This is a genomic window from Propioniciclava soli, assembly GCF_038502305.1.
GTDB classification, from domain to species: Bacteria; Actinomycetota; Actinomycetes; order Propionibacteriales; family Propionibacteriaceae; genus Propioniciclava; species Propioniciclava soli.
Genome location: NZ_CP115965.1, coordinates 2,977,204 through 3,001,178, shown reverse-complemented (window position 1 = coordinate 3,001,178; position 23,975 = coordinate 2,977,204). Strand labels below are relative to the sequence as shown.

Below are 23,975 nucleotides of genomic sequence, written 5' to 3'. Positions count from 1 at the left end.
AGTTGGCTACTGACACCCCTGATTCTACGGCCTACGGGGCCTCGGAGCGAAATATTGATGCCCCGTCAGGGCAACCACGGCGATGTTTCCACCAAACGGTCGCCCGTGCGGGCTACCCGTCGTAGACGGAGACGTACTCGGAGGCCGGCAGGGCGTCCAGGGTGGCGGCGGCGTCCTCGGCGGACAGGCCGACCCGCGCACGCTCGCCCGCAATCACCCGGCCCAGCAGGCGCGTCTCGCCGGCCGTCGCCAACCCGGTGACCTCGGGGTGGCCGTTCAGCAGCCAGGCGAGCGACGCCGTGATGAGTTGCTGCTCGGTGAACGGCTCATACCACGTGGCGAGCTCTCGTTCGTCGTCGGGCCAGGGACGCCGCGCGATCATCTTGATCGTCATCAGCCCGACGTCGCGGGCCTGCGTCATCTCGGCGAGGGCCGCGAAGTCGTCGGCGTACCCCGGGACGCGCCACAGCCGCCGGTTCAGCGGCGTCAGCACGGTGTCGAAGTCGAAGCGCCGCAGCGCCTCGGCGTGGGTGGCCGGTGCCGTGTGGTGGTGGCCCGTGATGCCGATGCCGCGCACGAGCCCCTCGTCGCGCGCCCGGACGAGCGCCTCCAGCGCCCCGCCGGTGCGGGTGACCTCGTCGAGGGTCTCCTGCTGGCCCACCTCGTGGAGCTGGATGAGGTCGATCCGATCGGTACGCAGCCGTTCGAGGGAGCGGTTGATGGACGCCCATGCACCCTCGGCGTCCCGGTCGCCGGTCTTGGTGGCGAGGAAGACACGCGGCCGCAGGTCGTCCATCATCGCGCCCAGGCGCAGCTCGGCGTCCCCATAGCTGGCCGCGACGTCGATGTGGTTGATGCCGGCCGCGAGGGCTTCGGCGACCGAGGCGTCGGCGACGTCCTGGCTGACGGCCCCGAGCGACGCCGCGCCATAGATGAGGACAGAGGATTCGTGGCCGAGACGGCCGAGGCGCCGGTACTCCATGGGGTGACGCTACCCCTGACCGGGGCCACATGGCCCCAGAGACCGAAGATGCCCACCGCCACTGCGTCGTGGGGAGGGCTCCGGGTGGTTCGGGCTGGTCGTCAGCGAGTGCGAACCGGTGGTGCTGGGTGGGCTCAGAGCAGGCCCTTGGCCTTGAGCTCGAGCTCGGCGAGTTCCTTCCAGGACTCGACGACGTAACCGAAGAACTTCATGTGTGTTTCCTCCTCTCGGGAAGTCGGTCGATCGGGGTGGTGGGGGCTCAGATCTCGGCGTCCTCGTTGCCCTCGAGCAGGTCGCGCATCATCTGGTAGTTGCCCGCGGTGGCCGGGGCGGTCGCCAGGCCGAGCAGGGCGAGGGAGCGGGTGACATCGTTCAGGAAGCTCATGGTGTTTCTCCTTCGGGGAAGGTGGCTGGGGTAGCTCCCCAACACGACTATTAGTCTACGCGACTCAAACGTACGCTCAACATGAAGGCAAAGGTTGGCAACGGTGGGGGTCTGTGGGAATACGTGGGGATCGCGCGCCGAGGCGTCCAGGACGGCTCGGTAGACTCGCCCGCATGACCAAGAGCGTTGTCGTCGCAGCCCCCCGGGGTTACTGCGCGGGGGTGGACCGTGCGGTGATCACCGTCGAGCGGGCCCTCGACCTGTACGGCCCCCCGGTGTACGTGCGCAAGCAGATCGTGCACAACCGGCACGTGGTGGAAGACCTCGAGGCGCGCGGGGCGATCTTCGTCGAGGAGGTCGCCGAGGTGCCGGAGGGGGCGACGGTGGTGTTCTCCGCGCACGGGGTGAGCCCGGCCGTCCACGACCAGGCGGCCGCCCGCCAGCTCAAGACGATCGACGCCACGTGCCCGCTCGTCACCAAGGTGCACCACGAGGCCAAGCGCTTCGCCGGCCAGGGCAACCAGATCCTGCTCATCGGCCACTCGGGCCATGAGGAGGTCGAGGGCACGATGGGCGAGGCGCCCGAGCGGACGATCCTCGTCGAGCACCCCGACGACGTCGACGGCGTCGAGGTGGAGGACGCCAGCCAGGTGGCCTGGCTCTCGCAGACCACCCTCAGCGTGGACGAGACCTGGGAGACGGTGACCCGCCTGCGCGAGAAGTTCCCGAAGCTCATCGACCCGCCGAGCGATGACATCTGCTACGCCACCCAGAACCGCCAGTCGGCGGTCAAGCAGATCGCGACGGACGCCGACCTCGTCATCGTCGTCGGCTCGCAGAACTCGTCCAACTCGGTGCGGCTCGTCGAGGTCGCGCTGGAGGCCGGCGCCAAGGATGCCCACCGCGTCGACAACGCCGGTGAGATCGACCCGGCGTGGCTCGAGGGTGTCGAGAAGGTGGGCGTCACCTCGGGTGCGTCCGTGCCGGACGCCCTCGTGCAGGGGGTGCTCGACTACTTGGTCGAGCGCGGCTACCCGGCCGCCGTCGAGGAGCGGCTCACCGAGGAGAATCTCGTCTTCGCCCTGCCGCCCGAGTTGCGGCGCGACATGAAGAAGAAGGCCTGAGCGGGCCGGGTGCTGGCCCTGGCCCTGCCGGGGGACGCCGGAGTCACGGCTCGGTGGGGTGCGCTGCGGCGTAGGCCGCGAGCACGTCCGGGCGCAGCCGGCCCCGATCGCTGACCCGCAGCCCCGCGGCGAGGGCCCACGCGCGAATCTCGGCGGTCGTGGGGGCGCGGGGCGGCAGCGGCGCGGTCGGCAGCTCGGCCAGCCGTGAGGCGGCGGGGGCGTCCGCCTCGATCTCGGTGAGCGCGGCGGCGAGGAAGCGGTAGGCCCACTGTTGGGCGAATGCGCGGTTCTCGGCGAAGATCACCGGGACGCTCGGGAAGCGCGCCTGGCACTCGGCAACGGCGTCCGCGATCACCGAAGGACGGACGTGGGCGTCGGCGAAGATCTTGGAATACCGGTCCTCCACCACCAGCGCGGCCCGGGGAAGTGAGCTGAGGTCGCCGAGAACGTAGCGCATCCTGCCGCTGCTGAGGGTGCTGATGAGGTCGGCGAGCGACTTGCGCTCCACGCTGGCCACGAGCCGCCCGTCCACCTCGACGCCGTAGTCACCGGCGGCCAGCGCCTTCGTGCGCGTCGTGACCGGAAGATCGGAGAATTTCCAGGCGTAGCGCTCGTGGGCGTCGACGAGGATCTCCAGGTCCGGACGCCCCTGCGCGCGTCCCGTCGGCGCGGAGGCGTGGGGCCGGGCCTGCTTGGTCGTCCGGGAGGTCTGCCAGAAGATGGCCTCGCGCCCGCGCACGTAGGTGAGGACGAACTGCGAGCGGTTCTCCCGGCCGCGGTCGAGAACAAGGTCGATCGCGGCGCCGCGCTTCTGGCACGAGCGGGTGCCGACGCGCTCGACGACGTCGGGCTCGTCGGGCCAGGCATCGGCGCGGTGGCAGTAGACCTTGGCCGTCCGGGGCCACGCCTCGCGCGCCTTCAGCACGATGCCGCGCTCGCCCAGCGGGATGCGGATGAGGAACGGCAGGGATGAATTCTCCTCGGGGTTGCGCGCCACCAAGAAGTCATCCGGCATGACCCGACCCTAACGCGCGCCGGGTGCCGTGGGCGTCAGAGGCCCAACTCCTTGGCGAGTTGCTTGGCCTCCTTGTTCGGCTGCCGCGACCCCCACCAGTCGCCGGCGCGGAAGCGCGCATCGCCCAGGGCGTGCAGGGCCTCGACGAGCCGCGGCCCCCAGGTGGTGCGGTCCGCGCCCTCGAGTGGGCGAATGCTCTCGACCCACGCGACCGCCGCCGCGAGCGCCTCCCGCCGGTCGCCTGCGGCCCGGGCGGACGCGTACCGCTCGGCCGCCTGCCCCACCCGGGCGGCCACCGCGTCCGCCCGGGGGGTCGGCTCGGGCTGGGGTTCGGGCTGGAGTTCGGGCTCGGGCTGAGGTTCCGGCGCTGTCGCTGGTTGCGGGTCGAGGATCGGTTCCGGTTCGGCCTGCGGCGCCGGCTCTGGCTCCGGCTCCGGCTCCGGCTCAACGATGGTGTCCGGAACGGCGACGGGCTCGGCAACCGGCTCCGGTTCCGCGACGGGTTCGGCGACAGGCTCGGGTGCCGCGACAGGCTCGGGTGCCGCGACGGGTTCGCGCTCGGCGGCCGGCTCGGGTGCCGCGACCTGCTCGGCTACGGGCTCCGGCTCCGCGATGGGCTCCGGCACGGCACGGCCGCGCGTCGTTCCGGCGAGGGCGTCGGCGTCCGACAGGGGCTCCCAGTGCGGCGTCGGCAGGGGCGAGCGGCTGAGGCGGCCCCGGGCGCGGTCGTGGGCGACCTCCTCGGCCGGGGCGTCCGCCCAGAGGGTGCGGCCGGCGGGCGTGGCGTCCAGCAGGCCGGCGACCAGCGCGTGGGCTTCCTGGAGCGAGCGCTCGGACGCCTGGGGCTCGCCGGGTGCCTCGACGGCGGCCCGCGCCAGGAGTGCCCCGGCCAGCGCAGCCTCGTGGCCGGCGGGTCGTTTGAGGGAGGCGAAGCGGTCGAACAGGGACGCCAGTGCGTCGGCGGCGGCGTCCGGGTCGCCGGAGTCGAGCAGCACGAGCGCCAGCTCGGTGACGGTGAGGGCCTGCACGTCGAACCGCGCGCCGGGTGTCGCCTCGGCGGCGGCGAGGTCCCCGGCCAGCGACGCGGCCTCGCCGACGGCGTCCAGGGCCTCCTCGGAGCGTCCGGCGAGGCGCAGGTCGCGGCCGAGATCGGCCAGGGTCAGAGCCAGGGTGGCCCGCGCGGGGTCGCCGAGACGCGCGGACGCGGAGCGCAGCTCGCCCACCACCCGGCCGCGCTCGGCGAGGGCGGCGTCGCGGTCACCGGCAGCGGCGAGCCGGTCGGCGAGGGCGTTCGTCGCGTCCGCGAGCGGTTCGAGGACGCGCGTGGCCCGCGCCTCACCCACCCGGTGGGTTGCGGTGATCACCGGCGCGGCGGCATCCCGGGCGGCGGTCACCGCATCGCGGGCGGCGGCGACGGCGTCCAGTTCCAGCCCCGCGACCCAGCGGAGATCCGAGACGAGTAGATGGACGTCCACGAGGAGCAACGCCTCGTCCGACCCGGCCAGGCCGCCCTCGACGGCCCGGGCGCGGGCGGCGTCCGCGGCTGCGTTCGCGGCGCCGACGTCGCCGGCCGCCAGGGCCCCCTGGGCGGACGCCATGAGGAACCAGACGGCGGTGCGGGGCGCGAGCGCCGGGGGCAGATCGAGGTGGGGGAGCAGGGTGAGCCACGCACGCAACGCCGCGACGGTCTGGGCCGCGCCGGCGGGCTGGCCGCCCCCGGCCTGGGCCACCGCCACGTGGGTGGTGGCAGTGAAGAAGCGTGCGGCGTCGTCCACGGGGGTGAAGGGCCCGACGGAACCGTGGAAGGCGACGAGCTGGCCGGCTCGGCTGAGGGCGTCCTGGGCGTCGGCGAACGACGGCAACCAGGCGTGGATGAGCAGGCGGAGCGCGGTCACCTCGTTGAGAGCATCCACGAGCGGCTCGGCCTGGCTGGGGTCGGACGCGATCCAGCCGCGCATCTTGCGGATCTGGGAGCTGAGCTCCTTCACGCGGCGGGCGTACTGGTCGGGAGCGGCCTGGGCCATGGGGCAGTCCTTCGAACGGGAGCCACGATTCTACCGAGCGACCGCTGCCTCCTCGCGCGGGCCGTGGGGACGGGGCATTTGGACCCGAGGAAATGGCGCCATGGCGCCATTTCCTCGGGTCCAAATGCCAGCTGAGGGTGGGGAGGCGCGCCCCCCACCGATACCTACGGGGGTATCGTGGGGGCGACGAGGGAGGTCATTGTGCAACTTGATCCGGACCAGATGAAAGACGTCGTGGCCCGGCTGCGCCGTGCCCAGGGCCAACTCGGCGGCATCATCGCGATGATCGAGGCCGGTCGCGAATGTGAGGACATCGTGACGCAGCTCGCCGCCGCCGCCAAGGCGGTTGACCGCGCAGGATTCACGACCATCTCCCGCGGGTTGCGGCAGTGCCTCGCCGATCCCGAGCACTCCCAGGTGGATGCAGACAAGCTGGAGAAGATGTTCCTCTCCCTCGCCTGAACCACCTTGGGCAACGGCTCGCCTGACGGGGTCAGGCAGCGCCCACCTCCTGGGTCCCCGCACGCCACGTGACGTACCCGCCGTCGAGGTTCACCGCGTCGCGGCCGTGCTGGGTGAGGATGCGGGCCGCGGTGTGCCCACGCACACCCACGGCGCAGTGCACCACGAGCGGCCCATCGGGGAGTTCGCCGAGGCGGTCGCGGAGCTCATCCATGGGGATCGGCAGCGCGCCGGGGATGGCGCCCGCCGCGAACTCCGTCGGCGTGCGCACGTCAACGACGGTTGCGCCGGCGGCCACGGCGGCGTCCAACTCGTGCCACTGGAGCGAGCGCGCCACACCCGAGCGCAGGTTGTCCGCGACGTGGCCGAGCAGGTTGACCGGGTCCTTTGCCGAGCCGAACTGGGGTGCGTAGGCGAGCTCGAGCTCGGCGAGCCCGGACGCTGTGATGCCGCCGGCCATCGCCGTGGCGATCACGTCGATGCGCTTGTCGACGCCCGCACGTCCCACCCCCTGGGCGCCGAGGATGGCGTCGGACTCGGGATCGACGAGCAGCTTCAGCGCCAGCGACTCCGCACCGGGGTAGTAGCCCGCGTGCGAGGACGGATGGGTGTGGATGACGCGGTGGCGTCGCCCAGCGTCGCGGAGACGTTTCTCGTTGACGCCTGTGCTGGCGACCTGGAGCCCGAACACGCCCACGATCGCCGTGCCCAGCACGCGACGGGCGGTGCCGGGCAGCCCTGCGATGTCGTCGGCCACGCGCCGCCCGGCGAGGTTGGCGGTGTTGGCCAGCGGCACCAGGATGGGCTCCCCGTCGAGGGCGCCGACCTTCTCCGCGGCGTCCCCGACCGCGTAGATGTCGGGGTCGTCGGTGCGGTGCCTCGCGTCGACCGCGATGCCGCCCCGCGGCCCCAGGGTGAGGCCGGCGTCCGTGGCCAGACGTGTCTCGGGGCGGACGCCGAGGGCGGCGATCACCAGGTCGGCCGGGAGGGTGGCGCCGGACGCCGTGGTGACGGTGTCGGCGCCGATGGCGGTGACCTGGTCGCTCAGGTGCAGCGTCACCCCGTGCTCGCGCAGGGCGTCGTGCACGGGGGCTGCCATCTCGGGGTCCAGCGGCGCCATCACCTGGGGTAAGGCCTCGACGAGGGCGACACGCAGGCCGCGGTGCACCAGGTTCTCGGCCATCTCGACGCCGATGAAGCCCCCGCCGATCACGACGGCCGTCCGGGAGCCCGCCGCGGCCGCGACGATGGCGTCCAGATCCTCCACGCCGCGCAGGCTGAGGGCACGCTCGATCCCGGGGATCGGGGGACGCAGCGGGCGCGCCCCCGGTGAGAGGATGACCTTGTCGTAGGGGAGTTCCTCGGTGCCGCGGGCGTCGCGGGCCACCACGACGCGCCGCCCGCGATCGATCTCGATGGCCTCGGTGTTGAGCCGCACGTCCAGCCGGAATCGGTCGGCCAGGGACGCAGGCGTTTGGAGGAGCAGGGCCGAACGCTCTTCGATGACGCCGCCCACGTGGTAGGGGAGGCCACAGTTGGCGAAGGACACGTAGCCGCTGCGCTCGAGCACGATGATCTCGGCGGATTCGTTGAGGCGCCGGAGCCGGGTCGCCGCGCTCATGCCGCCGGCGACGCCTCCGATGATGATGACACGCATGACGCCACTATACCCCTGGGGGTATACTGGTCGGTGGCGGCTCACCCCATTGCGCGGATGGGCCCGACCGGAACCCGACGTCCGAACGCGACGATCGATACGAGAGGAACTTCCATGTGCCGACCCGTCCCCTGCAAGCGCTGCGGCAAGACCACCTGGGCCGGATGCGGGCAGCACGTCGACGCCGTGCGGGCCTCGGTGCCCGCGGGTGAATGGTGCGGCGGCCACGCCGACGACCCCGCCGCGAGGAAGGGGTTGTTCGCCCGCCTGACCGGGCGCTGACCCCCGGGCGCGCCGGGGCGACGCCTCCCCCCTGGCGGGCATTTGGACCCGAGGAAATCGCGCCATGGCGCCATTTCCTCGGGTCCAAATGCCAAGTCGGTGCCAACCCGGACGGTGGTAGGGGCACCGTTTAGACTCCGGGCATGGAGCGGGCGCAGCGGGGGAGGGTCGTGGGCGTGGCGCTCGGCACGGTCGCCCTGCTGCTCGTGATGGCCTGGGCGGCGACGAGCCCGCTCGGCCCGCTGCTGCAGGACACTCCACGGCCGACGACACCTCCCTCGCCCATGGTCGTGCCCACCGCCTCGCCCGAGCCCGCCCCGACGCAGACGATGTTTCCCGAGATCGAACCCAACGAGACCGCCACCCAGGTGTTCGGCTGGGTCCTGATGACCGTGGGGGCGCTGCTGGGGCTCCTCGTGCTCGCCGTGCTCGTCCGCTGGCTGCTCCGCGTGCGGTGGCGCGCGCCGGGGGTCGGCCGCGGTGGGGACGAGACGCGCACCGAGGAGGGCGTCGAGGTGTCCGCCGACGAGATCACCGCCGACGCCGCCGAGACGCTCGCCGCGTCCCTCGCCCGCCTCCGCAGCGGCCTGGCCGTGGGTGACGCCATCGTCGCCTGCTGGCGCCGGCTGGAGGAGGTGGCGGCGGCGTCCGGCGTGCCGCGCGGCCCGGCCGACACGGCGGAGGAATTCACCGTGGACGTGCTCCGCCACACCCCGGCCGATCCGGCCGATCTGCACCGCCTCGCCGACCTCTACCGGGCGGCGATGTTCTCCGGACGCCCCCTCGGCGACGCGGCCCGCGACCGGGCCGTCGACTGCCTGGAGAGCCTGCTCGCCGCGTTCGCCGCCGGCGCCCCCCACGACGGAGCCCGCCCGTGACGCCGGCGCTGCGCGGCCTGCTCGGCGTCCTGGCCAAGGTCGGGGCCGTCGTGGCGGGGGTGTTGCTGCTCGCGTCCGTCCTGGGGTTGGCGTTCCAGCCGGCGGGGTGGGTGGCCCTCGGCGTCGGGGTGGCCGTGGTGGGGTGGCTCATCGGCCGGCCGGCCGCGGCCCCGGTCGCCTGGCCCGCGCCGCCCCGTCCGCCCGGCACCCTGAACGCCAAGGCGGACGCCGCCGCGGACGCCTGGGCCTTCCGACTCGCCGGGGCACGCCCCGGCCGCGCTTTCTCGACGCGGTACCTGGCGGACGCCCTGGCCGAGATCACCGCGGCCAAGCTCGCCGCGATGCCGGGCGTCGACCCCACCGACGTGTGGGCGTCCGCTCCCGACCACCTCTCGCCGCAGCTGCGCGCCCACCTGGCCACGCGCGATGATCCGGACGCCGTGCCGCCCCCACTCAACCGGCGCGTCCTGCGCTCCCTGCTCGCCGAACTGGAGGACCTGTGACCCAACCCGAACGCCCGTCCACCGACCCCGCCCGGGCCGCCACCGCACCCGGACCCACGCCAGGGCCCACGCCCGGCCGCCCGCACGAACGCCTCCATCCCGACCGGCTGGCCGCGGCCGCGGCGGCGGCGTCCCGGGTGCTGGACGAGGTCGACCGCGCCGTGGTCGGCAAGCGCGAGCACCTCACGGTGGTGCTCGCGGGCGTGCTCGCCGGCGGGCACGTGCTGCTGGAGGATCTCCCCGGGCTCGGCAAGACCCTCGCCGCCCGCTCGCTGGCCCAGGCGCTCGGGCTGGAGTTCCGCCGCGCCCAGTTCACGCCCGACCTGCTGCCCTCCGACGTGACGGGCAGCTTCGTCTACGACCAAGCCCGCGCGGAGTTCTCCTTCCGCGCGGGGCCGCTGTTCGCAGGGCTGCTTCTGGCCGATGAGATCAACCGGACGCCGCCGAAGACGCAGGCGGCCCTGCTCGAGGCGATGCAGGAGCGGCAGGTCACGGTCGAGGGCACGACCTTCCCGCTGCCGCGTCCGTTCCACGTGCTCGCCACCGCCAACCCGATCGAGCACGAGGGCACCTATCCGCTGCCCGAGGCGCAGCTCGACCGCTTCCTGCTGCGCGTGTCGTTCGGCTACCCGAGCGCCGACGAGGAGTGGGAGGTGCTCAGCCGCCGCATCGGGCGGGGTCGGGAGGAGCAAGAGGTCGCCCGCGTGCTCGACGCCGACGGGCTGCTGGCGGTGCAGGCCGCGGTGGAGCGCGTCCACGTCGCCGAATCGGTCGGACGCTACGTCGTCGCCCTGGCCGGCGCGACGCGGCACCACCCCAGCGTGCTGGTGGGCGCCTCGCCCCGCGGCTCGCTCGCCCTGCTGACCGCCGGGCGCGCGCTCGCGCTGATCCGGGGCCGCGACTTCGTCGTGCCCGAGGACGTCAAGGCCCTGGCGCGGCCGGCCCTCGTCCACCGCATCGTCGTCAAGCCCGAGCTGTGGCTGGAGGACGTCGGGCCCGCGACGATCGTTGACCAGGTGGTCGCCCAGGTGCCCGTGCCCGACGCCGACGACCTCGAGCCGGCGTGACCGTGAGCAGCGCGGCGGGCGTGGGCGAGCGGGCGGGCGCGGCGGGCCGCTGGGCCCCCACGGCCGCGCTCGTCCGGTCGGCCGCGCTGGGCGTGGCGCTGGTGGTGGCCGCCGCCGTCCTCGGCCGCCTCGACCTCGCTGTGCTCGCCACGCCGTTCGTCGTGCACGGTGCCTGGGCGCTGCTGACGCGGCCGGGCACCACCCCGACGGCGCGCGTCCGGGCCCGCCAGCAGGCGCTGGCCGAGGGCCGGGCCGCGCGGATCGGCGTCCGCCTGGGTGAACCCGCTCCCCAGGTCGTCGCCGCCTGGGGGGACGTTCCGGGCGACTGGGCCGCCCGCTCGGCGGTGCTGGACGCCAAAACGGACGACGTCACGTTGCGCCTGACCCCCGACCGCTGGGGCCGCCACCGGCTGCCCGGCGCGACGGTCGTGCTGTCGGACGCCGCGTGGGCCTGGCGGGCGACCCTCGTCACCGAGGAGACGGGGCTGCTCGTGCGCCCGGCGGCGCTCGACCTGGTCGGCGGCAGCGGGGTCGCCCGGCCGATCGGGGTCACGGGGCAGCACACGTCCGCGGCGCCCGGTGACGGCAGCGCGCTGAGCCACGTGCGCGAGTTCCGGCCCGGTGATCGGTTGCGGCGCATCAACTGGCGGGTCACGTCGCGCAAGGGCGGCCTGCACGTCAACGCCACGCTCACCGATCGGGACACCCATGTGCTGATCGTCACCGACACTGGCACCGACCTGCCCGGTGTGGAGCGCGAGGAGGCCACGAGCCTCGACCTCATGGCCCGGGCGGTTGCCGCCATCAGCCAGCACTACCTCGGGCTGGGGGACCGGGTGCGGGTCCACGACCTGGCCCGCCGCATCCCGGCGTTGCCCGCGGGGTCGGGCCCGCGGCAGGCCCGCTCGATCCTCGAGGCGCTCGGCCGGATGGAGCGCGGCGGCCGCGCCCGGACGCCCGACCGCCGCGTCGAATCGCTGGTGCCGGGCACCCTGGTGTTCTTCTGCTCACCGCTGCTGCACGAGCGCGCGATCACCGAGCTGGTCCGGCTCACCCGCGGCGGCGCCGAGGTGGTGTGCATCGACACCTTCCCCGAGCGGCTGGGCACCAAGGCCGGGCTGCCGCGACGCTCGGCCGATGAATCCTGGGCCGCGGAGGCCTGGCAGCTGCGCCGCCTCGGCCGGACGGCCACGATCACCGGGCTCAACCGCATCGGCGTCCCGGTCGTGCCATGGCGCGGGCCGGCCTCGCTGGGCGGGGTGCTGCTGGCCATGGCCCAGGCGCGATCGGCACCGCGGGCGGGGGCCCGGGGATGACCCGGGGCGAGCGGACGCGGCGGGTCGCGCGGGTGCCGGGTGTCGGGGACGCGCTGGGGTTCGTGGGGGGCTGGGCGGCGTGGGCCGGGCAGCGGGTGAGCCCGTGGGGGTTCACCGTGCGCGCGCTGCACCTGCTCGCCGTCGCCGGGGTGGCGTGGTGGGCGTGGCCGCAGGCGCCGGGCGGGCCGGCCTGGCTGGCGGCGCTCGTGGTCGCGGCCCTGGCGATCGGCGTCGTCGCGCTGGGGCTGGAGGAACTGGCCGCCTGGGAGCTGGCGGCCCTGGCCCTGTGGTGGGTGGCGGCCGGCGCAGCCACGCCGTGGCCGCTGTGGGTGGGCGCAGCGGCGCTGCTCGGCCTGGCACACCTCAGCGCCGCGGCGATGGCGTCCGCGCCCGTCCACGTCGGCATCGGACGCCGCGCCGCCGGGGTGGTCGCGGCGCGTGCGGCCGGATACCTGGCGGTCGTGGCCCTCGCGTCCGGGCTGGTCGTGGCCGCCGGGCTGCTCGGCGGTGCCGTGCCGCGCGGCTGGTGGTGGGTCGCGCTGGTGGCCGCCGCCGTGCTGGCGGGAGCCGTCGCGCTGGCTCGCTCCGGCCGGCGCTGAGCCCCCGCTCAGGCAGGCGTCGGCGCCACCGCGGACGCCGCCGCGCGGGCCGCCGCGGGCAGCGCGGCGGCGATCCGGCCCATGGCCGCGTCGTCGTGCGCGGAGCTCAGGAACCAGGCTTCGTAGACGCTCGGCGGCAGGGCGACGCCGGCGTCCAGCATCGCGTGGAAGAACGCGGTGTACCGGAAGGCCTCCTGGCGCTGCGCGGCCGCGTAGTTGGCGACGCCCTCGCCGGCGGCGTGCTCGCCGAAGAACACGCTGAACAGGTTGCCGGCGCGCTGCACGCGGTGGGCGACGCCCGCGGCGTCCAGGGCCGCGGCGACCTCGTCCTGCAGCTCGGCCGACACCCGGTCCACGTGGGCGTACACGGCGTCGTCGGCCAGCCGCAGCGTGGCGATGCCGGCCGCGGTCGCCAGCGGATTGCCGCTCAAGGTGCCCGCCTGGTACACGGGGCCCAGCGGGGCCAAGAGGTCCATCAGCGCCGCGGGCCCGCCGAGCGCCGCCAGCGGCATGCCGCCGCCGACGACCTTGCCGAAGGTCACGAGATCGGGCGTCCAACCGGCGGCCTCGTCGGATTCCAGACCCCACCAGCCCGCCGGGCCCACGCGGAATCCGGTCAGCACCTCATCAGAGATCATCAGCGCGCCGTGGGCGCTGGTCAGGGCCCGGATCGCGGCGTTGAAGCCCGGCGCCGGCGGCACCACGCCCATGTTGGCCGGCGCCGCCTCGGTGATCACACACGCGATGTCGTCGCCCCGCTCGGCGAACGCCGCCTCCAGCGCGGCGACGTCGTTGTAGGGCAGCACCAGCGTGTCGGACGCCGCGGCCCGCGTCACGCCCGCCGAGCCTGGCAGTCCCGCCGTCGCGACGCCGGAACCGGCGGCGGCGAGCAGGGCGTCGGAGTGGCCGTGGTAGCAGCCGGCGAACTTCACGATCACGTCGCGCCCGGTCGCCCCGCGCGCCACGCGGATCGCCGTCATCGTGGCCTCGGTGCCGGTCGAGGTGAACCGGACCTTCTCGGCGGAGGGCACGCGGCCGCGGATGAGCTCGGCCAGCTCGACCTCCGCCGTCGTCGGCGCGCCGAAGGACAGGCCGCGCGCGGCGGCGTCCGTCACCGCGGCCACCACCTCGGGGTGGGCGTGCCCGAGCAGCGCGGGCCCCCACGAGCACACCAGGTCGACGTACCTGCGGCCGAAGACGTCCACCACGTGCGGCCCGGACGCCGACGCGAGGAACACCGGCGTGCCGCCCACCGACCCGAAGGCGCGCACCGGCGAACTCACCCCGCCCGGAATCACGGCGCAGGCGCGGGCATAGACCTCGGCCATGTCGGTCACGAGTGGGCTCCTTCCGGTGGCGGTTTCCCCACCGTACCGCGCCCCTCGGACAGTCTTCGCCGGCGTCGGCGACCCACCTCAGTGGCGCGCGAGGGCGGCGACCTCGTCGAACTCGGCGTCCACGCCAGCCGGGGTGCCGGTGAGCCGCGACACCCCGACGGCGACCAGCAGGTTGGCGAGGAACCCGGGCACAATCTCGTAGAGATCGAACAGGCCGCCGTCGACCGATCCCCACCAGAACACGACGAGGGCGCCGACGATCATCCCGGCGAGCGCGCCCACGCTCGTGAGTCGGCGCCAGAACAGGGAGAGCAGGATCGTCGGGCCGAACCCGGCACCGAAGCCGGCCCAGGCGAACGCCACCAGATCAAGAATCGTGCCCGAGGGGTTGAGCGCCAGGAGCGCGGCCACCACCGACACCAGCAGGACGCCCGCGCGGCCGAGCCACAGCCCACCCCGGGCGCTGATCTCGCGGCCGGCGAAGGCACGGAAGATGTCCTCCACGAGGGCGGAGCTGGTGACCAACAGCTGCGAGGAGATGGTGGACATGATCGCGGCCAGGATCGCCGCCAGCAGGAACCCGGCCAGCAGCGGGTGGAACAGAAGCTGGCCCAAAGTGATGAAGACCGCCTCGGGGTTGGCGAGCTGGCCGGTGTCGTGGGTGTAGACGGCGATGCCGACCAGCGCGGTCGCGGCGGCACCGAGGCAGCTCAGCACCATCCACGTGATGCCGATGCGCCGTCCGGCCGTGGCCTCGGCGGCGTCCGTCAGGGCCATGAACCGCACGAGAATGTGCGGCTGCCCGAAATAGCCCAGCCCCCACGACAGCGACGACACCACGCCCACCACGGTGGCCCCGCTGGTGAAGCTGAGCAGGCTCGGGTCGACGGCGTTGATGGCGTCGAGCATCGCGCCCGGGCCGCCCACGTGGATCACGCCCACGATCGGCAGCAGCACGAGGGCGGTGACCATCATGCAGCCCTGGACGACGTCGGTCCACGACACGGCCAAGAAGCCGCCCACCAGCGTGTACAGCACTGTGACCCCGGCGACGAGCAGCATGCCGGCAAGGTAGGGCAGCCCGAACGACGACTCGAAGAACGTCCCGCCGGCGACCATGCCGGACGACACGTACAGCGTGAAGAACACGAGGATGATCGCCCCGGCCACCAGGCGGATGGCGTACGGGTCGCGCAACCGGGCACCGAGGTAGGACGGCAGCGTGATCGAGTCGGCCGCGAGCTGCGTGTAGGCGCGCAACCGGGGCGCGACGAATTTCCAGTTGAGCCAGGCGCCGACGGTCAGGCCAACCGCGATCCACAACTCGACGAGCCCGGAGAGGTAGAGCGCTCCCGGCAGCCCCATGAGCAGCCAGCCCGACATGTCGGACGCCCCGGCCGACAGTGCGGCGACGAACGGGCCCAACCCGCGGCCGCCGAGCATGAAGTCACCGAGGTCCGTCGTGCGGGCCTGGGCCACGAACCCGATGGTCACCATCGCGATCAGGTAGATCAGCATGGAGACGACTTGCCAGATGAGGTCCGTTCCCATGGGGTCCTCCCGGGGCGAGAAGCGATGCCCGGGAGGCTAACGCACCGCGGGCACCTCCAGGGCGGCGTATGACAGGACGAGATCGGCACCGGCGCGGACGATGCACGTGAGCGACTCGGCGAGCGCGGCGTCCCGGTCGATCCAGCCACGCTCGGCGGCCGCGCAGATCATCGCGTACTCGCCCGAGACCTGGTACGCGGCCACCGGCACGTCGGACGCCGCCGCCACGTCGGCGAGCACGTCGAGGTAGGAGCCGGCGGGTTTCACCATGACGAGGTCGGCACCCTCGGCGAGGTCGAGCAGCGCTTCGCGCAGACCCTCGCGCCGGTTCGCCGGATCCTGCTGGTAGGTGCGCCGGTCACCCTGCAGGGACGAGCCGACGGCTTCGCGGAACGGGCCGTAGAACGCCGACGCGTACTTCGCGGCATAGGCGAGGATCGCGACCTCCGCGTGGCCCGCCGCGTCCAGTCCTTCGCGGATCGCCCGCACCTGGCCGTCCATCATCCCGGACGGGCCGACGACGTGGGCGCCGGCGTCCGCCTGGCTCACGGCCAGCGCGACGTAGGCCTCGAGCGTGGCGTCGTTGTCGACCCGGCCGTCCTCGGTGAGCAGCCCGCAGTGGCCGTGGTCGGTGAACTCGTCCAGGCAGGTGTCGGCCATCACCACCAGGTCGTCGCCCACCGCGTCCCGCACGGCGGCCAGGCCGCGGTTGAGGATCCCGTCCGGCCGGGCGCCGGCCGAGCCGGCGGCGTCCTTGTCCTCCTCGCGCGGCACGCCGAACAGCATCATGCCGCCCAGACCGGCGGACGCTGCACGCTCGGCCTCGGCGCACAGCGAGTCCAGCGTGTGCTGGACGACGCCGGGCAGCGAGCTGATGGGCCGCGGGGCGTCCTGGCCGTCGCGGACGAAGACGGGGAGCACCAGCTGGCTGCGGGCGAGCCGGGTCTCGCGGACCAGGTTGCGCATCGCGGGCGTGGTGCGCAGCCGGCGCGGGCGGATGCTGGGTGTCGGCGTGCTGGGTTCTGGCGTCCGTGATTCGTGATGCAGTGTCATGCGGGCTCCTGGAGGGCGTCGACGAGGGCGGCGAGGACGCCGTCGGCGTCCGGGCTGGCGGCGGTGGCGTGCACGGGCAGGCCGGCGGCGCGGGCGGCGGCGGCGCTGGGGGCGCCGAGCGTCACGACGCGGGTGTGACCGCTCGGCTCGCCAAGCAGGTCGGCCACGGCGCGGGCCACCGAGCCGGCGGTGAGCACCACGGCGTCGTAGGCGGGCCAGGCCTCGACGAGCTCGGCGGGGGCGGCCGGGAGCGGGTGGGTGGTGTAGGTCGCGACCCGGTGGACGCGCCAACCGCGGGCGGACAGTCCGTCGGCCAGCGTGGGCGCGGCGAGCTGCGAGCCGGGGGCCAGCACCGTTCCCGGGCCCTCGGGCAGGGCGCCGACGAGCGCGGCGGCATCCCCGTCGGCCACCAGATCGACCCTCCCACCGGCCGCCTCGATGGCCGCGGCGGTCGCCTGGCCGACGGCGGCGGTGCGCCGCGCCAAATCGTTCAGGGCGTGCCCGGCCGCGACGAGGGCCGTGACGCCGGCGGCCGAGGTGAGCACCAGCCAATCCACGGGGTCAGGGGCGCCGGGCAGGTCGAAGGGCAGCGGCGCCTGCTCGGTGAGCGGCACGGCGTCCACCTCGGCGCCGGTGGCGCGCAGGGCCTCGGCGAGCGGCCCGTCGGGGCGCGGCAGCAGGATGCGGCGGCCCACGAGCACTGGGTGGGCGCCGGGGGCCCACAGCTGGCTGCGGTGGAACTCCTCCAGCCGGCTGGGGCGCGCGGCTCCGAGCGGGGTGACCGCGGCCGCCCCGTCGCCGAGCAGTCGCCGCGCGGCACGGCGGCCCAGCGCGTCGGCGTCGGTGGGCCACGGCTCCGCCACGGACGTGCGCGCGGCGGTGGCGCCATCGGTGGCCAGCACCGTGGCCGCCAGGCTGAGCACGCCGTCGGCCAGCGTGGCGAACGCCCCCACCGGGGCCGCGCAACCGGCCTCCAACGCGGCGAGCACGGCCCGCTCGGCGGTGACGGCCGCGCGGGTGGCCTCGTCGTCCAGCGCAGCCAGCGCCGCGACGGTGGCGGTGTCGTCGGCGCGACACTCCACGCCGAGCGCGCCCTGGCCGGGCGCGGGCAGCAGGTCGAGGGTTTCGAAGGCGGCGTCCATCAGCCCCAGGCGTTCCAGCCCGGCGCGGGCCAGCACGACCGCGGCCAGGTCGGGCTCGGTGGTGTCGGAGCCGAACGCGCGCGCCAGCCGGGTGCCCACGTTGCCGCGGATCTCCACGACCACGAGGTCGGGTCGCCGCGCCCGCAGCTGGGCGGCGCGGCGCGGTGAGCCGGTGCCCACCTTCGCGCCGGCCGGCAGCGACGCCAGCGTGTGGCCGTCGCGGGCGCACAGCACGTCCGCCGGGTCGGCGCGGCGCGCGATCGCGGCCAGCGTGAGGCCGGGTACGGCGGCGGTCGGCAGGTCCTTGAGGGAGTGCACCGCCAGATCTACCTCGCCCGCGAGCAACGCTCGGCGCAGCGCGGCGGCGAACACGCCCAGCCCGCCGGCGTCGACCAGGGACGCGGTGGTCACGTCCCCCTCGGAGCGGATGGTCACCAGCTCCACCTCGTGGCCCAGCGCGCGCAGGGCGTCCGCCACGTGGCCCGACTGGGTGCGCGCCAGCTCCGAGCCTCGCGTGCCGAGGCGCAGCATCACTGCCCGGACCCGCCCTTCGCGCCGGACTCGGTGCCGTCGTCGTCATCGTCGTCATGCGACCCAAGGGTGGACGCCCCCACTGACAGTTTCTCCGCCACGGCGCGGCCGTGTGGCACCACGGCTGCCAAGCCGGTGCCGGCGTACCAGGCGCCGGTGATCTCGAAGCCCTCCAGCTCGGCGGCGGCCTGGGTCAGTTCGGCCACGCGCTCGCGGTGCTCGGGCGTGTGGGGCGGCAGGGAGTTGGGGTAGTGGATGACGGCGTGGCCGGCCACGTCGGTCTCGGCGAGATCGATGCCGAGCAGCACCGAGGCGTCGGCGAGGGCGTCGGCGAGCGTGGGCTCCGGCGTCGGGGTGCCCGCGCGCCCGTAGGAGATGCGCAGCACGTGGCGGCCCGAACCGGTGACGGTGGTCGGCCACTTGACCGAGTAGTGCGTCAGGGCCTTGCAGCGCACGCGCGGGGTGTCGCCGTCGTGCACGGGCGTGACCAGCAGACCGGAGCCGCGCGGTGCGGCGTCCAGCTCGGGCCGGGTCACGGTGACGCACACCTGGGTGAGGTCGGCACCGCGGGGGAGCTCCCAGTCGCCGATGTTCAGCTCGGGCAGCGAGCGCAGCAGATCGAGCGCGGCGCGCCCGTCGAGGGCGATGACGAGCTTGGGTGCCCAGTGCTGCTCGGGTTCGCCGACGGGCACGGGCGGGTCGGCAGGGTTGGGCGCACGGCCAGCCTCGTGGTGCGTGACCAGCCACCCGGAGCCGTCCCGGGCGATCCCCGTCACCAGGCGGCGAGGACGCACCGTGCCGCCCCCGGCATCGATGGCCGAGACCAGGGCCTCGACCAGGCGGAACAGCCCGCCCGAGACCGACGCGACCACCGAGCCCTCCGGGGCCTTGGCGCGCAGCGCGGCCGCGGCACCGACGAGCGAGCCCTCCGCGGCCAGCGCCTCGCGCAACCCGGGCGCGACGATGTCGACCGCGAGCTGGCTGGGGTGCACCGAGTGGACGCCGCCTGCGACGGGGTCGACCAGCCGGTCGAGCACCTCGGGACCGAGGCGGGTGGTGACGAGCGTGGCGAGGTCGGCGGCGTCCGCGCCGGCGTCCGGGCCGAGGGTGAGATCCTCCCTCGCCCGCGCCAGACCTTCCTCGGACAGGGCGTCGGCGACCTGCGGGTCGTCCAGGTCGGTCGGGATGCCCAACACGCCGTGCGGGATGCGGAACGCGTGCCCGGGCTGCTCGCCGTCGCCAGTGCCGTCGGTCGAACCGTCGTGCGCCCAGATCCAGGACTCGCCCGCCGGCGTGACGACCTCCAGCCCCAACTCCTCGGCGAGTTCGGCGGTCGCCGCGCTGCGGCGGGCGAAGGACTCCGCACCCAGGTCGACACGGACGCCCCCGATGGGCGCGCCGAACACCAGCCCGCCGCACTGGCCGCGAGCCTCCAGGAGCAGCGGGCGGATGCCGAGCTGGGTGAAGCGGTGGGCGGCGGCCAGGCCGCTCATGCCGCCGCCGATGACGATGGCTTCTGCGTGGCTGCTCACAGCGCGTGGATCCTCTCGACGAGTCGGGTGAGCACCCCGGGGTCGGTGCTCGGGGGGACGCCGTGCCCGAGGTTGAGCACGTGCCCGGGGGCGGCGCGGCCGCGCTCGACGACGTCGGCCAGGTGGGCGGCCAGGGCATCCTCGCCGGCGGCCAGCAAGGCCGGGTCGAGGTTGCCCTGCAGGGGCGTGGCGGGCAAGCGGGCGGCGGCCTCGTCCAGCGGGGTGCGGTAGTCGACACCGACGGCGTCCGCCCCCACCGCGAGCTCCTCCAGCAGGTGGCCGGTGCCGGTGCCGAAGTGGATGCGGGGCACGGCGCCCTCGACCGCGGCGAGCGCGGCGCGGCTGTGGGGGGCGACGTGGGCGACGTAGTCGGCGCGCGTCAGGGAGCCGGCCCAGGAGTCGAAGAGCTGCACGGCCGAGGCGCCCGCGTCGGTCTGGGCGCGGAGGAAGTGCCCGGAGATCTCCGCGCACCAGGCCATGAGGCGTCCCCAGGACTGCGGATCGGCGTGCATCATGGCGCGCGCCGCGAGGTGGTCGCGGCTGGGGCGTCCCTCGACGAGATAGGCCGCGAGGGTGAACGGCGCTCCGGCGAAGCCGATCAGCGGCGTCCACCCGGCGTCGCCCGAGGGGGTCGTGGCCAGCTCGGCGGTGATGATGCCGATGGCGTCGGCGATCGCGGCGGTGTCGCCCGGCTCGTGCGCGGCGAGGGCCGCCACGTCGGACGCCGTGCGCACCGGTTCGGCGATCACGGGCCCCACGTCGGGCACGATCTCGACGTCGACCCCGGCCAGCTTGAGCGGCACCATGATGTCGGAGAAGAAGATGGCGGCATCGACGCGGTGGCGGCGCACGGGCTGGAGGGTGATCTCGGCGGCGAGCTCGGGCATGAGGCAGGACTGCAACATGCCGGTGCCCTTGCGGACCTCCCGGTACTCGGGCAGGGAGCGGCCGGCCTGCCGCATGAACCACACGGGCAGCGGGCCGTCACGGTGGCCTGACAAGGCACGGAGGAGGGGCGGTGTCGTCGGGTCGGCATGGGGCACGCTGCCACCCTATGCCGCCCGGCGGGAGGGCGTCGGGGGTGCGGTCGCATTCGAACCTGTCGGCCGGGGATGGTTCAATGGCAGTGTCGTGGGAATCCAACTCGTTGCCGTCCACCACGCCGACCACGGGCTCGGCGCGGTGGAGGCCATCGCCCAGGGCGTCCCCGGTCTCGGGCGGCGCCTCGTCGAGGCGACCCCCGGCATCGCCGGCGCGCTCGTGCTCTCCACGTGCAACCGCGTGGAGGTCTACCTGCAGTCCGACCTGCCGCTGGCTGCCGTGGCCGAGGCGGTGCGTCGCGACCTGACCTCGGGCCCCGACGCGCCCGCCGACGTCGCGCTGCTGGAGCTGGCGGACGCCGACGCCATCGACCACCTCTTCCACGTCACCGCCGGGCTCGACTCGATGGTGGTGGGGGACCGGGAGGTCGCCGCCCAGGTGCGCCGCGCCCTTCTGGAGGCGCGGACCGCGCGCACGGCGTCCGGTCTGCTCGTCTCGGTGGTGGAGCAGGCGCTGCGCACGGCGCGGCTCGTGACGCAGCGCACCCGGCTCGCGACCCGCGGCCGCTCCGTGGTGAGCGTGGCGCTCGATCTGGTGCCGCGCGCCTGGCAGGCGTCCCGTGTGCTCATCGTGGGCACCGGCGCCTACGCCGGGGCCGTCGTGGCCGACCTGGCCGAGCGCGGCTGCCGTGACGTGGCGGTGTTCAGCCACAGCGGCCGGGCCGAGGCCTTCGCGCGCTCGCACCCCGGGGTGCGCGCCGTGGCCGATCCGTTGAGCGGGGCCATGGTGGACGCCGACGTCGTGGTCGCCTGCCGGGGCTCGGGCGTCCCCGCCGTGCTGGCCGAGGAGGTGCGCGAGGCGGTCGCCGCGCGCGACCACCGCGAGCTGGTGCTGGTGGATCTCGCCGTGGGCCGCGACGTGGAACTTGCCTGCGCCGACCTGCCCGGGGCGCTGCTGCTCGATCTGGAGACGATCTCGCGCCACGTGCCGGACGCCGCCCATCGCGACGTGATCCGCGCCCGGGAGCTGGTGCGCACCGGCGTCGCCGAAGCGCTGGCCCGGTTGCGCGGGCGGGAGATGGATCCTGCGGTCATCGCGCTGCGCGACACGGTCCACGACATGGTGGCCGACGAGATCGACCGGTTGCCGCTCGAGCGCGGCCTGACCCGCGAGGAGGCGGCCCACGCCCTGCGGCGGCTCGCGGCGCGTCTCGTCCACGTGCCGAGCGTCCGAGCGCGCAAGGCGGCCGTCGAGGGCCGCTCGGAGGAGTACCTCTGGGCGCTGAGCGAGCTGTGGGGCCTGGAGGCCCCGACGCGTCCCGTGCTGGGCAACCTGGAGTTGGACGGCCCGGCGCAGGAGTCGGCGCGGATGGTGGCGCCCGACACGTTGGACGAGGACAGCTGCCCGGTCACCGGGCTGCGGGTGGATGATCTGGGCGGCGTCGAGGAGGCGCCCCGACGAGAGGCGATGTGATGGTCGATGCAGTGCTGGTGGTGTCCTACGGCGGGCCGAGAGGTCCCGAGGACGTGCTGCCCTTCATGCGGAACGCGACGCGGGGGCGAGGCATCCCCGACGAGCGGCTGGTCGAGGTGTCGGGCCACTACCAGCGCTTCGGGGGGGTGTCGCCGATCAACGAGCGCAACGCGGAGCTGATGGACGCCCTGGGCGAGGCCCTGCGCGAGCGCGGGCTCGACGTGCCGGTCGTCATCGGCAACCGCAACTGGACGCCCTACCTCGCCGACACGCTGCGCGAGCTGGCCGCGTCCGGTCTGCGCGACGTGCGGGTGGTCATCACCGCCGCCTACTCCAGCTACTCCGGCTGCCGCCAGTACCGCGAGGACCTGGCGGGGGCGCTGGCCGAGCTCGGCGAGGAGGCCGAGGGGTTCACCTTCACCAAGATCGGCCCCTACGCCGAGACCGACGGCTTCGTGGGCGCCAACGCCCGGGCATTGGTGGCGGCGGTGCGCGAACTCGGGGGCGCCGAGGACCTGCCTGCCGTGCTCTTCGTGACCCACTCGATCCCGACCGCCATGGATGCCGCGTCCGGCCCCGGTGGTGAGGAGGGCACCTACCACGCCCAGCACCTGCGGGTGGCCGAGGCGGTCGCGCGGGAGGCGTCCGCCGAGCTCGGGGTGGAGGTGCCGTGGGAGCTGGTGTTCTGCTCCCGTTCTGGCGCCCCGCACATCCCGTGGCTGGAGCCCGACGTGAACGACCGGCTCGAGGAGCTGGCCGCCGACGGCGTCGAGCGCGTCGTCACCGCGCCCATCGGTTTCATCAACGACCACATGGAGGTCGTGTTCGACCTCGACACCGAGGCCCGCGAGACCGCCGAGGGCCTCGGCCTGGGGTACGTCCGCGCCGCCACCGTGGGCGTGGACCCGGGGTTCGTCGCGCTCCTGGCAGACGCCGTCGTCGCCGGTGAGCGCGGCACGATCGCCGGGATGCCGACGTGTGGGGCGTCCTGCTGCGGCTCGGGGCGTCCGGGCGCCGGAGCGCCGACCGTTCTCGACAACGAAGGAGTCTCATGACCCAGCCCACTTCCGGCCACGGCGCCGGCCCGCACGGCAAGACGCCCGGGGCACCGTTCACCGGCGACCCGCGCGACGTGTACGTGGCGCCCGAAGACGTCAACGCCGCCACCCACTACCTGATGTACTCGGTGTTCGCGCTGCCGGCTCCGCTCTCGGCGGACGCCGACAACGCCGCGCTGGCCGACGGGGCCGCCGCGGCCCTGGCCGACGCCGGCGTGACCGTGCGCGGCTGGTACGACATCGGCGGGTTCCGGGCGGACGCCGACCTGCTGGTGTGGACGCTGTCGGAGGACCCGGCCGCGCTGCAGGCGGGGTATCACGCGCTGCGGCGCTCCGAGCTCGGTGTGCTGCTGGAGCCGGTGTGGAGCAACGTCGGCGTCCACCGCCCGGCTGAGTTCAACAACTCCCACACCCCGGCCTGCTTCTCGGGGATCGCCCCGCGGCCGTGGCTGACGGTCTACCCGTTCGTGCGCTCCTACGAGTGGTACTACCTGGAATCGTCCAAGCGCTCGCACATGCTGCGCACGCACGGCATGGCGGCCAAAGACTTTCCCGACGTGCTGGGCTCAACCACCTCCGCCTTCGCCTTGGGCGACTACGAGTGGCTGCTGGCCTTCGAGGCCGACGAGCTGCACCGCCTCACCGACGCGATGCGCGCCCAGCGCGCCGTCGAGGCGCGGCTGCACGTGCGCGAGGAGACACCGTTCTTCACGGGCCCGCGCGTCGAGCTGGCCGAGTGGATCGGACGCCAGCCGCGTCGCTGATGTCTGTCGTCCACCCCGGGAATCCGGGGTGGACGAGGACGAGGTGAGGGCGTCGGGCCGGGAGCGCCTCACGGCGCGTGGCCGCTCGTAGCGGCGAATGTTGGAGCCCGGGGCTACCGCAGCCCGACGCCGTGACGAGGATACGGGCTGATCCCCGCGATCCCAAGCCCACGTTGGGGCATTTGGACCCGAGGGAATG

22 protein-coding genes and 1 pseudogene are annotated in these 23,975 nt (G+C 74.4%); 11 read left to right on the top strand and 12 right to left on the bottom strand.

Translation table 11 applies throughout. From position 1 onward, the window contains the following. Positions 1-112 precede the first annotated feature (112 nt). Together PCC79_RS13555 and PCC79_RS13550 are read right to left on the bottom strand one after the other, a co-directional pair. Positions 113-982, bottom strand: coding sequence for an aldo/keto reductase (locus tag PCC79_RS13555; protein WP_232548385.1), 870 nt, complete (start codon positions 980-982; stop codon positions 113-115). Positions 983-1,241: 259 nt separating this feature from the next. Further along, a complete protein-coding gene (locus tag PCC79_RS13550) occupies positions 1,242-1,367 on the bottom strand; it encodes a hypothetical protein (protein WP_269779239.1) in 126 nt (41 codons plus the stop codon). 173 nt (positions 1,368-1,540) lie between these two features. Between PCC79_RS13550 and PCC79_RS13545 the strand changes: the two genes are divergently transcribed. Then, a complete protein-coding gene (locus PCC79_RS13545; protein ID WP_342372142.1) occupies positions 1,541-2,491 on the top strand; it encodes a 4-hydroxy-3-methylbut-2-enyl diphosphate reductase in 951 nt (316 codons plus the stop codon). Between the two features lie 43 nt (positions 2,492-2,534). On the opposite strand, the gene PCC79_RS13540 is transcribed toward PCC79_RS13545, so the two are convergent. After that, entirely contained in the window at positions 2,535-3,506 is a 972-nt protein-coding gene (locus PCC79_RS13540) for an ERCC4 domain-containing protein (RefSeq protein WP_342372141.1), read from the bottom strand. A gap of 35 nt (positions 3,507-3,541) precedes the next feature. Further along, the gene (locus PCC79_RS13535; protein WP_342372140.1) at positions 3,542-5,530 is read right to left on the bottom strand and encodes a hypothetical protein; all 1,989 of its coding nucleotides are present in this window, start codon (positions 5,528-5,530) and stop codon (positions 3,542-3,544) included. A gap of 201 nt (positions 5,531-5,731) precedes the next feature. On the opposite strand from PCC79_RS13535, the gene PCC79_RS13530 reads away from it, so the two are divergent. Then, entirely contained in the window at positions 5,732-5,992 is a 261-nt protein-coding gene (locus tag PCC79_RS13530; RefSeq protein ID WP_425325640.1) for a metal-sensitive transcriptional regulator, read from the top strand. A gap of 31 nt (positions 5,993-6,023) precedes the next feature. Here the strand turns inward: PCC79_RS13530 and PCC79_RS13525 are convergent, their stop codons facing one another. Further along, positions 6,024-7,649: an FAD-dependent oxidoreductase gene (locus PCC79_RS13525; protein ID WP_342372139.1), complete on the bottom strand. Its 1,626-nt coding sequence runs from the start codon at positions 7,647-7,649 to the stop codon at positions 6,024-6,026. A 114-nt stretch (positions 7,650-7,763) separates the two neighbouring features. On the opposite strand from PCC79_RS13525, the gene PCC79_RS13520 reads away from it, so the two are divergent. The 6 genes from PCC79_RS13520 (at position 7,764) to PCC79_RS13495 (ending at position 12,294) form a co-directional block, all read left to right on the top strand. Further along, positions 7,764-7,931, top strand: a complete 168-nt coding sequence (locus tag PCC79_RS13520; RefSeq protein WP_232548390.1) for a hypothetical protein — start codon at positions 7,764-7,766, stop codon at positions 7,929-7,931. A gap of 143 nt (positions 7,932-8,074) precedes the next feature. Then, on the top strand, positions 8,075-8,809 hold the full coding sequence (locus tag PCC79_RS13515; protein WP_232548391.1) for a DUF4129 domain-containing protein: 735 nt from the start codon (positions 8,075-8,077) through the stop codon (positions 8,807-8,809). Beyond that, positions 8,806-9,312, top strand: a complete 507-nt coding sequence (locus tag PCC79_RS13510) for a hypothetical protein (RefSeq protein ID WP_232548392.1) — start codon at positions 8,806-8,808, stop codon at positions 9,310-9,312. Before PCC79_RS13515 ends, PCC79_RS13510 begins: the two co-directional genes overlap by 4 nt. Before the next feature lie 107 nt (positions 9,313-9,419). Further along, positions 9,420-10,379: an AAA family ATPase gene (locus tag PCC79_RS13505; protein ID WP_425325677.1), complete on the top strand. Its 960-nt coding sequence runs from the start codon at positions 9,420-9,422 to the stop codon at positions 10,377-10,379. After that, a complete protein-coding gene (locus PCC79_RS13500; protein WP_342372137.1) occupies positions 10,376-11,695 on the top strand; it encodes a DUF58 domain-containing protein in 1,320 nt (439 codons plus the stop codon). Before PCC79_RS13505 ends, PCC79_RS13500 begins: the two co-directional genes overlap by 4 nt. Further along, positions 11,692-12,294, top strand: coding sequence for a hypothetical protein (locus PCC79_RS13495; RefSeq protein ID WP_232548394.1), 603 nt, complete (start codon positions 11,692-11,694; stop codon positions 12,292-12,294). The genes PCC79_RS13500 and PCC79_RS13495 overlap by 4 nt, the downstream gene beginning before the upstream one ends. Before the next feature lie 8 nt (positions 12,295-12,302). On the opposite strand, the gene hemL is transcribed toward PCC79_RS13495, so the two are convergent. The 7 genes and pseudogenes from hemL to hemE form a co-directional block, all read right to left on the bottom strand. After that, positions 12,303-13,631, bottom strand: coding sequence for a glutamate-1-semialdehyde 2,1-aminomutase (hemL, locus tag PCC79_RS13490; RefSeq protein WP_342372136.1), 1,329 nt, complete (start codon positions 13,629-13,631; stop codon positions 12,303-12,305). Positions 13,632-13,709: 78 nt separating this feature from the next. Further along, positions 13,710-15,182, bottom strand: coding sequence for a sodium/proline symporter PutP (gene putP / locus PCC79_RS13485; protein WP_342372135.1), 1,473 nt, complete (start codon positions 15,180-15,182; stop codon positions 13,710-13,712). Positions 15,183-15,218: 36 nt separating this feature from the next. Then, positions 15,219-16,235 (bottom strand): porphobilinogen synthase, encoded by a 1,017-nt coding sequence (hemB, locus tag PCC79_RS13480; RefSeq protein WP_342372134.1) that lies wholly within the window; start codon positions 16,233-16,235, stop codon positions 15,219-15,221. Beyond that, positions 16,232-16,930 (bottom strand): uroporphyrinogen-III synthase, encoded by a 699-nt coding sequence (locus tag PCC79_RS13475; protein ID WP_342373629.1) that lies wholly within the window; start codon positions 16,928-16,930, stop codon positions 16,232-16,234. Before PCC79_RS13475 ends, hemB begins: the two co-directional genes overlap by 4 nt. 54 nt (positions 16,931-16,984) lie before the next feature. Beyond that, positions 16,985-17,908: pseudogene (hemC, locus tag PCC79_RS13470) on the bottom strand (hydroxymethylbilane synthase); the annotation flags it as partial. Then, entirely contained in the window at positions 17,908-19,440 is a 1,533-nt protein-coding gene (locus tag PCC79_RS13465) for a protoporphyrinogen/coproporphyrinogen oxidase (RefSeq protein WP_342372133.1), read from the bottom strand. The pseudogene hemC and the gene PCC79_RS13465, both read right to left, overlap by 1 nt. Further along, positions 19,437-20,483: a uroporphyrinogen decarboxylase gene (gene hemE / locus PCC79_RS13460; protein ID WP_342372132.1), complete on the bottom strand. Its 1,047-nt coding sequence runs from the start codon at positions 20,481-20,483 to the stop codon at positions 19,437-19,439. Before hemE ends, PCC79_RS13465 begins: the two co-directional genes overlap by 4 nt. An 88-nt stretch (positions 20,484-20,571) precedes the next feature. On the opposite strand from hemE, the gene PCC79_RS13455 reads away from it, so the two are divergent. From PCC79_RS13455 to hemQ, 3 genes are read left to right on the top strand one after another with little or no spacing between them, the layout of a single operon-like run. Next, positions 20,572-21,954: a glutamyl-tRNA reductase gene (locus PCC79_RS13455; protein WP_342372131.1), complete on the top strand. Its 1,383-nt coding sequence runs from the start codon at positions 20,572-20,574 to the stop codon at positions 21,952-21,954. After that, a complete protein-coding gene (locus PCC79_RS13450; RefSeq protein ID WP_232548401.1) occupies positions 21,954-23,009 on the top strand; it encodes a ferrochelatase in 1,056 nt (351 codons plus the stop codon). The genes PCC79_RS13455 and PCC79_RS13450 overlap by 1 nt, the downstream gene beginning before the upstream one ends. After that, the gene (gene hemQ / locus PCC79_RS13445; protein ID WP_232548402.1) at positions 23,006-23,776 is read left to right on the top strand and encodes a hydrogen peroxide-dependent heme synthase; all 771 of its coding nucleotides are present in this window, start codon (positions 23,006-23,008) and stop codon (positions 23,774-23,776) included. Before PCC79_RS13450 ends, hemQ begins: the two co-directional genes overlap by 4 nt. Positions 23,777-23,975: the final 199 nt, after the last annotated feature.

What these genes read in the sequence shown, in the direction of transcription:
- PCC79_RS13520 (WP_232548390.1), top strand. Translation starts at nt 7,764, where the DNA reads ATGTGCCGACCCGTCCCCTGCAAGCGCTGCGGCAAGACCACCTGGGCC.
- PCC79_RS13535 (WP_342372140.1), bottom strand. Translation starts at nt 5,530, where the DNA reads ATGGCCCAGGCCGCTCCCGACCAGTACGCCCGCCGCGTGAAGGAGCTC.
- PCC79_RS13545 (WP_342372142.1), top strand. Translation starts at nt 1,541, where the DNA reads ATGACCAAGAGCGTTGTCGTCGCAGCCCCCCGGGGTTACTGCGCGGGG.
- PCC79_RS13515 (WP_232548391.1), top strand. Translation starts at nt 8,075, where the DNA reads ATGGAGCGGGCGCAGCGGGGGAGGGTCGTGGGCGTGGCGCTCGGCACG.
- hemQ (WP_232548402.1), top strand. Translation starts at nt 23,006, where the DNA reads ATGACCCAGCCCACTTCCGGCCACGGCGCCGGCCCGCACGGCAAGACG.
- PCC79_RS13540 (WP_342372141.1), bottom strand. Translation starts at nt 3,506, where the DNA reads ATGCCGGATGACTTCTTGGTGGCGCGCAACCCCGAGGAGAATTCATCC.
- PCC79_RS13555 (WP_232548385.1), bottom strand. Translation starts at nt 982, where the DNA reads ATGGAGTACCGGCGCCTCGGCCGTCTCGGCCACGAATCCTCTGTCCTC.
- PCC79_RS13495 (WP_232548394.1), top strand. Translation starts at nt 11,692, where the DNA reads ATGACCCGGGGCGAGCGGACGCGGCGGGTCGCGCGGGTGCCGGGTGTC.
- hemB (WP_342372134.1), bottom strand. Translation starts at nt 16,235, where the DNA reads ATGACACTGCATCACGAATCACGGACGCCAGAACCCAGCACGCCGACA.
- PCC79_RS13450 (WP_232548401.1), top strand. Translation starts at nt 21,954, where the DNA reads ATGGTCGATGCAGTGCTGGTGGTGTCCTACGGCGGGCCGAGAGGTCCC.
- putP (WP_342372135.1), bottom strand. Translation starts at nt 15,182, where the DNA reads ATGGGAACGGACCTCATCTGGCAAGTCGTCTCCATGCTGATCTACCTG.
- PCC79_RS13525 (WP_342372139.1), bottom strand. Translation starts at nt 7,649, where the DNA reads ATGCGTGTCATCATCATCGGAGGCGTCGCCGGCGGCATGAGCGCGGCG.
- PCC79_RS13550 (WP_269779239.1), bottom strand. Translation starts at nt 1,367, where the DNA reads ATGAGCTTCCTGAACGATGTCACCCGCTCCCTCGCCCTGCTCGGCCTG.